The sequence below is a fragment of the Streptomyces sp. NPDC104106 genome (genome assembly GCF_055584345.1).
Window position 1 is genome coordinate 244135 of the sequence record NZ_JBVJMF010000009.1, and the last position, 14206, is coordinate 258340.

General features: G+C 72.3%; 12 protein-coding genes. 4 read left to right on the plus strand and 8 right to left on the minus strand.

What is annotated here, in order from left to right; translation table 11 throughout:
• Positions 1-64 precede the first annotated feature (64 nt).
• The 5 genes from ACZ60X_RS22795 to ACZ60X_RS22815 form a co-directional block, all read right to left on the minus strand.
• On the minus strand, positions 65-1108 hold the full coding sequence (locus ACZ60X_RS22795) for an ABC transporter substrate-binding protein (protein ID WP_469601308.1): 1044 nt from the start codon (positions 1106-1108) through the stop codon (positions 65-67).
• 100 nt (positions 1109-1208) lie between these two features.
• Positions 1209-2369, minus strand: coding sequence for an acyl-CoA dehydrogenase family protein (locus ACZ60X_RS22800; protein ID WP_469601310.1), 1161 nt, complete (start codon positions 2367-2369; stop codon positions 1209-1211).
• Positions 2370-2374: 5 nt separating this feature from the next.
• Complete coding sequence (locus ACZ60X_RS22805; RefSeq protein WP_469601592.1) at positions 2375-3298, minus strand: hydroxymethylglutaryl-CoA lyase; 924 nt, start codon at positions 3296-3298, stop codon at positions 2375-2377.
• Between the two features lie 17 nt (positions 3299-3315).
• Positions 3316-5346: an acetyl/propionyl/methylcrotonyl-CoA carboxylase subunit alpha gene (locus ACZ60X_RS22810; RefSeq protein ID WP_469601313.1), complete on the minus strand. Its 2031-nt coding sequence runs from the start codon at positions 5344-5346 to the stop codon at positions 3316-3318.
• Positions 5347-5357: 11 nt separating this feature from the next.
• Complete coding sequence (locus tag ACZ60X_RS22815) at positions 5358-6989, minus strand: carboxyl transferase domain-containing protein (RefSeq protein ID WP_469601316.1); 1632 nt, start codon at positions 6987-6989, stop codon at positions 5358-5360.
• A 108-nt stretch (positions 6990-7097) separates the two neighbouring features.
• On the opposite strand from ACZ60X_RS22815, the gene ACZ60X_RS22820 reads away from it, so the two are divergent.
• The 3 genes from ACZ60X_RS22820 (at position 7098) to tesB (ending at position 9869) form a co-directional block, all read left to right on the plus strand.
• Positions 7098-7694, plus strand: a complete 597-nt coding sequence (locus ACZ60X_RS22820; protein WP_469601319.1) for an SACE_7040 family transcriptional regulator — start codon at positions 7098-7100, stop codon at positions 7692-7694.
• Between the two features lie 114 nt (positions 7695-7808).
• Positions 7809-8966: an acyl-CoA dehydrogenase family protein gene (locus ACZ60X_RS22825; RefSeq protein ID WP_010046948.1), complete on the plus strand. Its 1158-nt coding sequence runs from the start codon at positions 7809-7811 to the stop codon at positions 8964-8966.
• Between the two features lie 36 nt (positions 8967-9002).
• A complete protein-coding gene (tesB, locus tag ACZ60X_RS22830) occupies positions 9003-9869 on the plus strand; it encodes an acyl-CoA thioesterase II (protein ID WP_469601323.1) in 867 nt (288 codons plus the stop codon).
• 9 nt (positions 9870-9878) lie between these two features.
• Here tesB and ACZ60X_RS22835 read toward each other — a convergent pair whose 3' ends face one another.
• Positions 9879-10667 carry a phosphatase gene (locus ACZ60X_RS22835; RefSeq protein ID WP_469601326.1) on the minus strand — a complete coding sequence of 263 codons (789 nt, stop codon included), beginning with the start codon at positions 10665-10667 and terminating at the stop codon, positions 9879-9881.
• A gap of 73 nt (positions 10668-10740) precedes the next feature.
• Between ACZ60X_RS22835 and ACZ60X_RS22840 the strand changes: the two genes are divergently transcribed.
• Positions 10741-11505 (plus strand): alpha/beta fold hydrolase, encoded by a 765-nt coding sequence (locus ACZ60X_RS22840; RefSeq protein ID WP_469601330.1) that lies wholly within the window; start codon positions 10741-10743, stop codon positions 11503-11505.
• A 30-nt stretch (positions 11506-11535) separates the two neighbouring features.
• Here ACZ60X_RS22840 and ACZ60X_RS22845 read toward each other — a convergent pair whose 3' ends face one another.
• Positions 11536-13221: a thiamine pyrophosphate-binding protein gene (locus ACZ60X_RS22845; protein ID WP_469601332.1), complete on the minus strand. Its 1686-nt coding sequence runs from the start codon at positions 13219-13221 to the stop codon at positions 11536-11538.
• The gene (gene speB / locus ACZ60X_RS22850) at positions 13218-14198 is read right to left on the minus strand and encodes an agmatinase (protein WP_469601335.1); all 981 of its coding nucleotides are present in this window, start codon (positions 14196-14198) and stop codon (positions 13218-13220) included. Before speB ends, ACZ60X_RS22845 begins: the two co-directional genes overlap by 4 nt.
• Positions 14199-14206: the final 8 nt, after the last annotated feature.

Consider the following 14206-nt stretch of genomic DNA (forward strand, 5'->3'; position numbering starts at 1 on the left):
AGGGGTGGTGTCAGGGCTTGGCCAGGGCCTGTCCGGCGGTCAGGCCCTGCGGTCGGCTCACCGGTCAGCTGACCTTCCTGGCCTTCTCCAGCGCCTCGGCCAGACTCGTCACCAGCGGCACGCACTTGTCGTAGGAGAGGATCGGCTCCGGGGAGCGCGCGATGACCTGGCCCGCCTTCACCGCCGGCAGCTGCTTCCACGTCGGCTTGGTGAGGGCGGCCGGCTGGATCGCCGAGGTGCGGTCGTCCATCATGATGATGTCGGCCGGGTACTTGTCGGCGTTCTCCCAGCTCAGCGACTCGAACCAGCCGCCGGTCCTCGCCTTGGCGGAATCCGGGGGCTCGACGAAGTTCACGCCGAGGGACGTGAAGTACTCCAGGTCGACCGAGAGCCGGGTGCCGGAGACGTAGAAGAGGGTGTCGCTCGCCGAGCCGGCCATCACCTTGATGCCCGGCTTGGCCTTGGCGGCGGCGCGCAGCCGGGCGGAGGCGTCCTCGAACCGCTTCTTGGCGTCCGTCGCCTTCGCGGCCTTCATGTCACCGCCGAGCGACTCGGCGAGGTCCCACATCCGCTCCAGTGAGCGGGTCAGCCGGCGGTCGTAGACGGAGATGCCGATGCTGGGAGCCAGCTCGGCGATCTTCTTCCTGGACTCCTCCGGGACGTACCAGAGTGTGCCGGCGTCGTCGAACATCGTGGAGATCAGCACGTCGGGCGCGAGCGAGGCGTACTTCTCGATGTTGAACTGCCCCCAGGCGTTGCCGAGGACCGTGACCTTGCTGACGTCCATGTCGCCGGCCTGGACGTCGGCCTTGCCGTCCTTGGTGGTCGTCGGGCCGAAGACGCCGGTGACCTGGATGCCGTAGTCGTGGAGCGCGGCGCCTACGCCGGTGAACGCGACGATGTGGGCGGGGGCCTTGTCCAGCTTCACGGTCGTGCCGCGATCGTCCGTGAACGACCAGGGCCCGGAGGCGCCGGCCGCCCCCTTGTCCGAGCCACTGCCTTTGCCCTTGCCGTCCCCGCAGGCGGCGAGCGCGGCACCGAGTCCGAGGGCGCCGCCCGCGGAGAGGATTCCGCGGCGAGTCAGGTGGGTGGCACGGGCAAGGGGCATGGGTCTGACTGCTTTCGACCGGGGCGGAGCGCCCGCTGGACAGGTTCGAAGAAAGGTTAGCCTAACCTTTCTTGATGTCCAGGGTCGGGTGGCTCGCGGATCAGCTCACCAGCCCCAACTCCCGTGCGATCAGCATCCGCTGGACCTCACTCGTGCCCTCGCCGATCTCCAGGATCTTGGAGTCGCGCCACATCCGGGCCACCGGGTACTCGTTCATGAAGCCGTAGCCGCCGTGGATCTGGGTGGCGTCGCGGGCGTTGTCCACCGCGACGGTGGACGAGTAGAGCTTGGCCAGGGCCGCCTCCTTCTTGAACGGCTCCCCGGCGACCAGCCGGCTCGCCGCGTCGCGCCAGGCGAGCCGGGCCGTGTGGGCCTTCATCTCCATGTCCGCGATCTTGAACTGGATGGCCTGGTTGGCGCCGATCGGGCGGCCGAAGGCCTCGCGCTCCTTCGCGTACTTCACCGACTCGTCCACACAGCCCTGGGCCAGACCCGTCGCGAGCGCCGCGATGGCGATGCGGCCCTCGTCCAGGATGCGCAGGAACTGGGCGTAGCCCCGGCCCTCCTCGCCCAGCAGGTTGGCCGCCGGGACCCGGACGTCGGCGAACGACAGCTCGCGGGTGTCGGAGGCGTTCCAGCCCACCTTCGAGTACGGCGCCGCGACGGTGAAGCCCGGGGTGCCGGACGGGACGATGATGGAGGAGATGAGCGGCCTGCCGTCGGGCTTGCGGCCGGTGACGGCGGTGACCGTCACCAAACCCGTGATGTCGGTGCCGGAGTTGGTGATGAAGCACTTGGTGCCGTTGATCACCCATTCGCCGGTGTCGGGGTCGAGGCGGGCCGTCGTACGGGTCGCGCCCGCGTCGCTGCCCCCGTCCGGCTCGGTCAGGCCGAACGCGCCGAGGATCTCGCCCGAGCAGAGCCGGGGCAGCCACTGCCGCTTCTGCTCCTGCGTGCCGAACAGGTGCAGCGGCATCGCGCCCAGCGAGACCCCGGCCTCCAGGGTGATCGCCACGGACGAGTCGACCCGCGCCAGCTCCTCCAGCGCGATGCCGAGGGCCAGGTAGTCGCCGCCCATGCCGCCGTACTCCTCGGGGAACGGCAGCCCGAACAGGCCCATGCGGCCCATCTCGCGGACGATCTCGTACGGGAACTCGTGCCGCTCGTAGAAGTCGCCGATCTTCGGCGCCACGACGTCGTGCGCGAACTCGGCCACCGTACGGCGGAGTTCCTCCAGCTCGGGGCTGAGGCGGTGGTCCATGCTGATCACTGGTCCTTGTGGGAGAGAGCGCGGACGGTACGGGACGGGCTGGGCCGGTCCAGATGGGCGGCCATCCACACGCTGGTGGCGGTCAGACGGCCGAGGTCGACCCCGGTCTCGATGCCGAGGCCGTGCAGCATCCAGACGAGGTCCTCGGTGGCGAGGTTGCCGGTGGCGGACTTGGCGTACGGGCAGCCGCCGAGGCCGCCCGCGGACGCGTCGATCGTCGTCACCCCGTGCTCCAGGGCCGCGTAGGTGTTCGCGAGCGCCTGGCCGTAGGTGTCGTGGAAGTGGACGCCGATCATGTTCGTCGGCACCCCCTCCTCGTTCAGCAGGGACAGCAGCTCGAGCACATGGCCGGGGGTCGCGACCCCGATCGTGTCCCCGAGGCTCAGCTCGTCGCAGCCCATGTCCCTCAGGGCGGTGCAGACGCGGGCCACCTGGTGCAGGGGGACCGCCCCCTCCCACGGGTCGCCGAAGCACATCGACACATAGCCGCGCACGTGCGCGCCCTCGTCCTTCGCCCGGCGCACCACCGGCGCGAACACCGCCAGCGACTCGTCCAGCGTGCGGTTGAGATTGGCCTTCGCGAAGGACTCGGTGGCGCTGGCGAACACGGCGATCCGCTCGGCGCCGAGGGCCAGGGCCCGCTCCAGGCCGCGCTGGTTGGGCACCAGCACCGGCAGCGCGACCCCGGGAAGGTCCTGGACCATCGGGAACAGCTGCTCGGCGTCGGCCAGTTGGGGCACCCACTTCGGGTGCACGAAGCTCGTCGCCTCGATCGTCGTCAGCCCCGCGTCGGCCAGTCGGCGGATGAACTCCGCCTTCACCTCGGACGGGACGGTCCGCTTCTCGTTCTGGAGCCCGTCCCGCGCGCCGACCTCGTGGATCCGCACCCGCGCGGGCAGGTCCGAGGCCGGCACGACCATGGGCAGTTGCGCGGCGCTCACGGCGCCACCTCCCCGTGCGGTGCGATCACGGCCAGCACCTGGTCCATGGCGACCGTCGCACCCGGCGCCACGTCCAGCTCGGCGACCGTGCCGGCGTGCGGGGCGGAGATGACGTGCTCCATCTTCATCGCCTCCACCACCAGCAGGCTCTGCCCGGCGGCCACCTCGTCGCCGACGGCGACCTTGACCACGGTGACCGTGCCGGGCATCGGCGCGGTGAGGGAGTCGGCGCCCGTGTGCGCGGCCCCGGTGAGGGACGCGGCGACCGGGTCGTGGTCACGCACCTGCCAGGCGTCACCGTCCCGGCCGAGCCAGCCGCCGTCCGGCGAGACGGCGAAGGTGTGGGCGAGGCCGTCGAGCCGGAAGCCGAACCGGTCCCGGGTGCCGGGCCGCGGGGGCACGCCCCCGGACGCCCGGACCGGCGTGTCCGCCCCCGGCAGCAGCAGCTCCGTGCCGCCGTCCCGGGTGCCGCGCACGCGCACGGTGACCGGCTCGTGCCCCGGCACCCGCAGGTGGTGCGGTGTCCAGGCCCGCTCCCCGCCCATGCGCCAGCCGTCCGCGACGGCGAACGGGTTCGTCCAGCCGGGGGCGCCGGCGGGTGCGGGTGAGGGGGCGAGCGCGGCCTGGCGCAGCAGTGCCGCCGCCGCGTAGACCTCCTCCGGCACCCCGTCCGGCACCAGCCCGTCCATCTCCCGCTCGACCAGCCCGGTGTCCAGCTCTCCCCGGACGACCGCCGGATGCGCGAGCAGCCGCCGCAGGAAGCCCGCGTTGGTCGGCACGCCCAGCGTCACCGTCCGCGCGAGCGCCGCCCGCAGCTTGCGCAGCGCCGTCTCGCGGTCGGGACCGCAGGCGATGACCTTGCTCAGCATCGGGTCGTACAGGCTGCCGACCTCACTGCCCTCGCTGAGCCCGGAGTCGGTGCGCACGCCGTCACCCTGCGGCTCGTCCAGCAGCAGCACCGTGCCGCCGGAGGGGAGGAAGCCGCGCGCGCCCTCTTTGACGGACACGGTCTCGGCGCAGACGCGGGCCTCGACGGCGTGCCCGGTGAGCGTCACGTCCTGCTGCCCGAAGCCCAGCTTCTCCCCGGCCGCCACCCGCAGCTGCCACTCCACCAGGTCCAGGCCGGTGACGAGTTCGGTGACCGGGTGCTCCACCTGGAGACGGGTGTTCATCTCCATGAAGTAGTACTGCGAGGGATCCCCGCCCGGCACGATGAACTCCACCGTGCCCGCGCCCCGGTACCCGCAGGAGCGGGCCGCCTGCACGGCCGCCTCGCCCATCGCCGCGCGCGTGGCCTCGTCGAGGAGCACGCTCGGCGCCTCCTCGATGATCTTCTGGTGGCGCCGCTGGAGCGAGCACTCGCGCTCGCCGAGGTGCACGACGCCCCCGTGCCCGTCCGCGAGGACCTGGATCTCGATGTGCCGGGGCCGGTCGATCCACCGCTCCACCAGCAGGGTGTCGTCGCCGAAGGAGGCGCGGGCCTCGCGGCGGGCGGCGGCGATCTCCTCCTCCAGGACGGTCATGTCCCGCACCAGCCGCATACCCTTGCCGCCCCCGCCGGCCGACGGCTTCAGCAGCACGGGCGCGCCCAACGCACGGGCGGCCTCGGCCAGTTCGGGATCGCGGCCGCCCGGGACGACCGGCACCCCGGCCGCCCGCACCGTCTCCTTGGCGCGGATCTTGTCGCCCATGAGCGCGATCGCGTCCGCCGGCGGGCCGACGAACACGAGCCCCGCCTGCTCGCACGCGCGCGCGAAGCCGGCGTTCTCGGCGAGGAAGCCGTAGCCGGGGTGGACCGCCTGTGCGCCGGTGCGGGCGGCGGCATCGAGCAGCCGCTGCACCGACAGATAGCTCTCGGCGGCCGGCGCCGGGCCGATCCGCACCGCCGTGTCGGCCTCCCGGACATGGCGCGCGTCCGCGTCGGCGTCGGAGAAGACCGCCACCGAGCGCACGCCCAGCGAACGGAGCGTACGGATGACGCGTACGGCGATCTCGCCCCGGTTGGCGACCAGCACTGTGTCGAACACGGGTCCCCTCCTCACATCCGGAAGACGCCGAACTGGGGCGTCGTGGAGTCCTTTTCGGCAAGTGGCGCGTTGGCGCAGGCCGTCAGGGCGAGGCCCAGCACCTGACGGGTGTCCAGGGGGTCGATCACGCCGTCGTCCCACAGGCGGGCCGTGGCGTAGTAGGCGTTGCCCTGGCGCTCGTACTGCGCGCGGATCGGCGCCTTGAAGGCCTCCTCGTCCTCGGCGGGCCAGTGCTCCCCGCGCGCCTCCAACTGGTCCCGCTTGACCGTGGCGAGCACGCTGGCCGCCTGCTCGCCGCCCATGACCGAGATCTTGGCGTTGGGCCACATCCACAGGAAGCGGGGGGAGTAGGCCCGGCCGCACATCGAGTAGTTGCCCGCGCCGTACGACCCGCCGACCACCACGGTCAGCTTCGGCACGCGCGTGCAGGCGACGGCCGTCACCATCTTGGCGCCGTGCTTGGCGATGCCGCCCGCCTCGTAGTCCTTGCCGACCATGAACCCCGAGATGTTCTGCAGGAACAGCAGCGGGATGCCGCGCTGGTCGCACAGCTCGATGAAGTGGGCGCCCTTCTGGGCGGACTCCGAGAACAGGATGCCGTTGTTGGCGACGATCCCGACCGGGTGGCCGTGCACGCGCGCGAAGCCGGTGACGAGCGTCTGCCCGAACTCGCTCTTGAACTCGGCGAACCGGGAGCCGTCCGTGATCCGCGCGATGATCTCGCGTACGTCGTAGGGGGTACGGGAGTCGACCGGGACCGCGCCGTACAGCCCGTAGGGGTCGGCCTTGGGCTCCACCGACGGCTGGACGTCCCAGGGCAGGGACCGCCGGGCCGGGAGCGTGGCGACGATGTTCCGCACGATCCTGAGCGCGTGCGCGTCGTCCTCGGCGAGGTGGTCGGTGACGCCGGAGACCCGGGAGTGGACCTCGCCGCCGCCCAGCTCCTCCGCCGTCACGACCTCACCCGTCGCCGCCTTCACCAGGGGCGGGCCGCCGAGGAAGATCGTGCCCTGGTTCCGTACGATGACCGCCTCGTCGCTCATCGCGGGCACGTACGCGCCGCCGGCCGTGCACGAGCCGAGGACGGCGGCGATCTGCGGGATGCCCGCGCCGGACATCCGCGCCTGGTTGTAGAAGATCCGCCCGAAGTGCTCGCGGTCCGGGAACACCTCGTCCTGCATCGGCAGGAACGCGCCGCCGGAGTCCACCAGGTACACGCACGGCAGGCGGTTGTCGAGGGCCACCTCCTGGGCGCGCAGATGCTTCTTCACGGTCATCGGGTAGTACGTGCCGCCCTTGACGGTGGCGTCATTGGCGACGATCACGCACTCGCGCCCGCTGACCCGCCCGATCCCGGCGATCACGCCGGCGGCCGGGGCCTGGCCGTCGTACATCCCGTCGGCCGCGAGGGGGGCCAGCTCCAGGAACGGCGAGCCCGGATCGAGCAGCGTGTCCACCCGGTCCCTGGGCAGCAGCTTGCCGCGCGCGGTGTGCCGGGCGCGTGCCTTCTCGCCGCCGCCCAGCGCCGCCGCGGCCAGCTTGCCGCGCAGTTCCTCGACGAGCGCGAGATGGGCTTGTTCATTGGCCCGCCACGCCTCCGACGCGGGATCTGCCGCGCTCCGAAGCTCCGGTGCCTCCTGCATCCTGCGGTCCCCTCACCGGTGATCGACGTCCGTGGATCGCCTGTTAATGAGCGTTAACCATCTCCTCCAGGTTAACGACCGCTAACCTCCCTGTCTAGAATTACTCGCATGGTCACGAGAACCGACGCCCCCACCCGGCGCGAGCAGATCCTGAAGGAAGCCGCGCGGCTCTTCGCCGAGCGTGGCTTCCACGGCGTCGGTGTGGACGAGATAGGCGCCGCGGTCGGCATCAGCGGCCCCGGCCTGTACCGCCACTTCCCGGGCAAGGACGCGATGCTCGCCGAGCTGCTGGTCGGCATCAGCGGCCAGCTGCTGACGGGGGCCAAGCGGCGCCTGGCGGAGGCCGACGGGGTGCCCGCGCGCCGGATCCTGGACTCCCTGATCGAGGGGCACATCGACTTCGCCCTCGACGACCGCCCGCTGATCACCCTGCACGACCGCGAGCTGGACCGGCTGCGCGACAGCGACCGCAAGCTGGTGCGCCAGCTCCAGCGGCAGTACGTCGAGCTGTGGGTGGAGGTGGTCCGCGAGGTGTACCCGGCGCTGCGGGAGCCCGCCGCCCGCTCCGCCGTCCACTCGGTCTTCGGCCTGCTCAACTCCACCCCCCACCTCGGCCGCGCCGGCACCCTCCCCGGCCGGGCCGCCACGGCCGCCCTGCTGCACCGGATGGCGTGCGGGGCGTTCGAGGCGGCGGGAGAGGAGTAGCCGGGGCGGGGCGGGTGGGCTAGCTCACCCTGGACGGCTGCCGTACTCGCCGGTATCTTCGAATCTGAGCAAGCGCTTAGACATGCCGATGTGCCGAGGGACGTGGAGGTAGCCGTGCGCCGTACGGTGTTCAACGAGGATCACGAGGCGTTCCGGGAGACCCTCCGGGCCTTCATCGAGGCCGAGGTCGTGCCGGTCTACGACGAGTGGTTCGCCGCCGGTCAGGCGCCGCGCGACTTCTACTACAAGCTCGGTGAGCTGGGCATCTTCGGCATCAACGTGCCGGAGGAGTTCGGCGGCGCGGGCCTGGACAGCCACAAGTTCGAGGCCGTCCTCTACGAGGAGACCGCCCGCGCGGGCGTCCAGTTCGGCGGCTCCGGCGTGCACGTGCTGCTCGCCCTGCCCTACATCAAGATGCTGGCCACGGACGAGCAGAAGAAGCGCTACCTGCCGAAGTTCGTCACCGGCGAGGAGATGTGGGCCATCGCGATGACCGAGCCGGGCACCGGCTCCGACCTCGCGGGCATGAAGTCCACCGCCAAGCTCTCCGAGGACGGCACGCACTACGTCCTCAACGGCGCCAAGACCTTCATCACCGGCGGCGTCCACGCCGACCGCGTGATCGTGTGTGCCCGCACCGCCGCGCCGACCGCCGAGGACCGCCGCCACGGCATCTCCCTGTTCGCCGTGGACACCAAGTCCGAGGGCTACTCCGTCGGCCGCAAGCTCGACAAGCTCGGCCTGAAGACCTCCGACACCGCCGAGCTGGCCTTCGTCGACGTCAAGGTTCCGGTCGAGGACCTGCTCGGCGAGGAGAACAAGGGCTTCTACTACCTCGGCCACAACCTCGCCTCCGAGCGCTGGGGCATCGCCTTCGGCGCCTACGCGCAGGCCAAGGCCGCCGTCCGGTTCGCCAAGCAGTACGTGCAGGAGCGCACCGTCTTCGGCAAGCCGGTCGCGCACTTCCAGAACACCAAGTTCGAGCTGGCCGCCTGCCAGGCCGAGGTGGACGCCGCCGAGGCCGTCGCCGACCGCGCGACCGAGGCCCTGGACGCCGGTGAGCTGACCCCCGCCGAGGCCGCCTCCGCCAAGCTGTTCTGCACCGAGGTCGCCCACCGCGTGATCGACCGCTGCCTCCAGCTGCACGGCGGCTACGGCTACATGAACGAGTACCCGATCGCCCGCCTGTACGCCGACAACCGCGTCAACCGCATCTACGGCGGCACCAGCGAGATCATGAAGACGATCATCGCCAAGGACATGGGCCTGTAAGGGCCGCGCAATCTCTGCCCTGTACAACTACCTGCCATGAGCCAGGCACTTCAGGACCTCCTCGATCTGCTCGACCTGGAGCAGATCGAGGAGGACATCTTCCGCGGCCAGTCCCGCTCCGCCGTCGTCCCCCGCGTCTTCGGGGGGCAGGTCGCGGCGCAGGCGCTGGTCGCCGCCGGCCGGACGGTCCCCGCGGACCGGCCCGCCCACTCCCTCCACGCCTACTTCCTGCGGCCGGGCGACCCCGGCGCCCCGATCGTCTACACCGTGGACCGCATCCGCGACGGCCGCTCCTTCACCACGCGCCGTGTGGTCGCCGTCCAGCACGGCAAGCCGATCTTCCACCTCTCCGCCTCCTTCCAGGCGCACGAGGAGGGACTCGACCACCAGGCGCCGATGCCGTCCGCCCCGGACCCGGCGACCCTGCCGACCTCCCAGGAGCGGCTGCGCGGCTACGGCCACCTCGACCCGGCCGTGGTCGAGCGGTTCCTGGAGGCCCGCGAGGCGGTCGACCTGCGCTACGTCGAGGAGCCGCCGTACGGGCAGTTCGGCGCGCCGCGCGAGCCGCACAGCCAGGTGTGGTTCCGCACCAACGGCAAGCTCGACGACGACCCGCTGCTGCACGTCGTCCTCGCGACCTACGTCTCCGACATGACGCTGCTCGACTCGGTCCTGCTCGCGCACGGCCGCGGCGGCTGGGCGGTCGGGGACGTGGTCGGGGCCTCCCTGGACCACGCGATGTGGTTCCACCGCCCCTTCCGCGCCGACGACTGGCTGCTGTACGACCAGGAGTCGCCGTCCGCGCACGGCGGCCGGGGCCTGGGGCAGGCCCGCATCTACACGCAGGACGGGCAGCTCGCCATCACCGTGATCCAGGAGGGCGTGGTCCGCGTACCGCGCTGACCCCGGCGGTCAGGAAAGCCCCGCCTGTGCCAGCAGGTAGGCCGTCATCGGGTCGTAGAAGCGCGGGCTCGGCACCCGGTCGTCCAGTGGTACGACGGCCTGGAGGGTGCCCTCGGACTCGGCGAGGAACAGCGCGGGGTCGTTGCAGTCGGCGTAGCCGACGGAGTCGACGCCGTGCTGTCCGGCGTACCCGGCCCAGCCGTGGTCGGCGACGACGAGATCGGGCAGCGGGCGCCCCGTGCGCTCAAGTCCCGTCAGAACGGCCCGCATCGGCTCGCCGGAGTGGGTGTGCCACAGCGTCGCCCCGTGCTCCAGCACGGCCACGTCCGCGAACTGCATGACGTACCCCTCGTCCGTCTGCAGCCCGTCCGGGATGACCACGATCTCGCAGCCGGCGGCGCGCAGCGCGGCGGCGGTGGCCCGGTGCACGTCGAGCAGGCCGCCCGGGTGGCCGGTGGCGAACAGCACCCGCTGCCGCCCCTTGGCCGCCTTGCGCAGCCGCGCCGCCATCCGCTCCAGCGCGTCGACGGTCAACTCCGGGTCGATGGTGTCCTGTCCGTACCGGTACTCGGGGTCGTCGTTGACTCCGGCCCGCTCCGCCATCACGGCGAGCACGTCCTGCTCGTCCGCCCAGCGGTCGCCCAGCTCCAGACCGAGCCAGTAGTGACGGTCGCCGTTGGCCAGCTTGCGGTAGTGGGAGAGGTTGTTCTCGCGGGGCGTGGCGACGTCCCCCGCGATACGGGTCCTCACCAGGTGGTCGACGAGTTGGGCGCGGCTGGGTGTCCCGGGTATCGGCATGCCTCCCATTGTGGGGCAGGGGGCGGCCGCGGCTAGGGTATGTCGAAACGACATATTCGCAAAGGGGGAAGAAATGCGTGCCGCCGTCGGGACACCCGCCGGCGACCTGATGCGCTGGGTCGAACTGCCGGGGGAGGAACCGGCCCGCGTGTACGTGCACGGCCTGGGGGCCACCGCGCCCGCCTACTTCGCCGAGGCCGCGTGCCACCCCCTGCTGTCCGGGCGCCGCTGCCTCCTGGTCGGCCTGCTCGGCCACGGCATCAGCGACCGCCCCGCGGACTTCGACTACACGCTGGAGTCCCACGCGGACACGCTGGCCGCAGCCCTGAGGTCCGCCGGTGTCACGGGCGCCGGACTCGTCGCGCACAGCATGGGCGGCTCCGTGGCGATCGTGCTGGCCGCCCGGCATCCCGAGCTGGTCTCGCGCCTGGTGCTGATCGACGCCAACCTCGACCCGCTCACGCCCCGGCCGGGCGGGCCCGGCAGCAGCGGCATCGCCCACTACCCGGAGGAGGAGTTCCTGGCGGGCGGCTGGGCCGAGGTCCGCGACCGGGTCGGCCCCCACTGGTGGTCCACCATGCGCCTGGCGGGCCGCGAGGCCCTGCACCGCAGCGCCGTGCACCTGGTCCGCGGCACCACCCCCACCCTGCGCGAACTCCTCGCCGGCCTGCCGATCCCGCGCACCTTCCTCCTCCCCGAGGACGACGACACGCTCACCGGCATCGGCTCCCTGGAGTCGGCCGGCGTCACGGTCGCCCGGGTGCCGGGGTGCGGCCACAACATCATGCTGGACAACCCGGAAGGCTTCGCCCGCGCGACGGCGACGGCCCTGGCGTGACCCGCCCGTCGAACCCCTGAAGCGGGCCGGTCAGCCCAGGTGCGTCGGCGCGAACATCCGCAGCAGCGCGGGGAGTACGACCACCGAGGGGCCCGGCGTCGCGAGGGCCTTCGCCAGGTCCTCCCGCAGGGTCTGCGCAGAGGTCCGTACGCCCGGGACGCCGAAGGACTCCGCCAGGGCCACGTAGTCCGGGCGGGTCAGCTCCGTGGCTGTCGGCCGGCCGAAGGCGTCCGTCATGTACTCGCGGAGGATGCCGTAGCCGCCGTCGTCGACGATCAGCCAGGTGACCGGGAGGTCGTACTGGCGCGCGGTGGCCAGTTCCGCGATCGAGTACAGGGCGCCGCCGTCGCCGGAGACCGCGAGGACCGGGCGGCCCGGGTCGGCCGCCGCCGCGCCCAGCGCCGCCGGGAAGCCGTAGCCGAGGCCGCCGGCGCCCTGGGCCGAGTGCATGAGGTTCGGGCCCTTGGCGTCGAAGGCCGACCACGCCCAGTAGGCGAGGATCGTCATGTCCCAGAAGGACGGGGAGCCGGCGGGCAGCGCGTCACGGACGGCCCCCAACACCTGCTGCTCCAGCGCCAGTTCCTGCCCGGCGATGCGGGCCGCCACCTTCTCCAGCAGCTCTCGCACCCGCTGCGGCGCCGTCGTGTCCGTGCGCTCCTGCACCGTCTCCAGCAAGGCCTGGAGCGCCAGGCGGGCATCCGCGTGGATGCCCAGAGCCGGGTGGTTGGACTCCAGCTTGCCGAGGTCGGCCTCGATCTGGATCACGCGGCCACGGGGCTTGAACGTGTGGTAGTTGGAGGAGAGTTCACCGAGGCCCGAGCCGACGACCAGGAGGACGTCCGCGTCCTGAAGGAAGTCCGTCGTGTGCCGGTCCTCCAGCCAGGACTGGAGGGAGAGGGGGTGGTTCCAGGGGAACGCGCCCTTGCCGCCGAACGTCGTCACGACCGGGGCCTTGAGTCTCTCGGCCAGCAGCCTCAGCTTGCCCGAGGCGTCCGCGCGGACGACCCCGCCGCCCGCGATGACCGCCGGGCGGGCGGCACGGGACAGCAGGTGCGCGGCCAGAGCGGTCAGTTCGGGGCGGGGCGGCAGGTCCTCCGGGGTTGCGTCCGGTGCCGTCACCACCGGCAGGGCGGTCGGCGCGAGGAGGACGTCCTGGGGGATCTCCACCCACACCGGTCCGTGCGGGGCCGTCAGCGCCGACCTCCAGGCGTCGGCGATCGCGGACGGGACCTGGGACTGCGTGCGGACCGTGTGGACGGACTTGACGACGCCCCGGAACGAGGCGGACTGGTCCGGGAGTTCGTGCAGGTAGCCGTGCCGGCCGCCGCCCAGGCCGGCCGTCGGGACCTGGCTGCTGATCGCCAGCACCGGCGCGCTCGCCGCCGCCGCCTCCTGGAGCGCCGCGAGCGACGTCAGCGCGCCGGGGCCCGTCGAGAGGAGGAGCGGGGCGGCCTCGCCCGTGACGCGGCCGTACGCGTCCGCCGCGAAGCCCGCGTTGTTCTCCACCCGCAGGCCCACGTACCGCAGCGACGACCTGCGCAGCGCGTCGAACATGCCGAGCGCGTGCTGGCCGGGCAGGCCGAAGACCGTCGTCGCGCCGAGCCCGGTCAGCGTCTCCACGACCAGGTCCCCGCCGTTGCGGCCCGCAGGGGGGTTCAGGGCGGCGGTGATCTGCGCCGGCGTCGGGCGGAGTACCAGGTCGTGGTCGTGGGTCACTTCGCTTCCGCGTCCTTCCGGGCCGCCGCGATCTGGCGGCTCATGATGGTGGTCAGTTCGTAGGCCGTGTGGGAGGCCGCGACCGAGGTGATCTCGGCGTGGTCGTACGCCGGGGCCACCTCGACCACGTCCGCCGAGACCAGGTTGCACGACGCCAGGCCGCGCAGGATCTCCAGCAGCTCCCGCGAGGTCATGCCGCCCGCCTCCGGGGTGCCCGTGCCGGGCGCGTGGGCGGGGTCCAGGCAGTCGATGTCGATGGAGATGTACAGCGGGCGGTCGCCGACGCGCTGGCGCAGCTGGTCGGCGATCTCGTCCACACCGCGCCGCATGACGTCCGCCGACGTGACGATGCCGAAGCCCATCTTCTCGTCGTCCGTCAGGTCCTGCTTGCCGTACAGCGGGCCGCGCGTGCCGACGTGGGACAGCGCCGAGGTGTCGAGGATGCCTTCCTCCACCGCGCGGCGGAACGGGGTGCCGTGGGTGTACTCGGCGCCGAAGTAGGTGTCCCAGGTGTCCAGGTGGGCGTCGAAGTGCAGCAGGGCCACCGGGCCGTGCTTCTTCGCCACGCTCCTCAGCAGCGGCAGCGCGATGGTGTGGTCGCCGCCCAGCGTCATCAGACGCGCGCCCGTGCCGAGCAGGTCGTCGGCCGCCGCCTCGACGGTCTCCACGGCCTCGTTGATGTTGAACGGGTTCACGGCGATGTCGCCGCCGTCCGCCACCTGGGCGAGCGCGAAGGGGGAGGCGTCCTGCGCCGGGTTGTACGGGCGCAGCAGCCGGGACGCCTCGCGGATGGCGTTGCCGCCGAAGCGGGCGCCCGGCCGGTACGAGACGCCGGAGTCGAACGGCACGCCCACGACGGCGACGTCGGCGGTGCCGACCTCGTCCAGGCGGGGCAGCCGGGCGAAGGTCGCGGGTCCGGCGTAGCGCGGGACGCGGGAGGAGTCGACGGGGCCGCGGGGCGTCTCGTTGCTGCTCATGGTGAAAT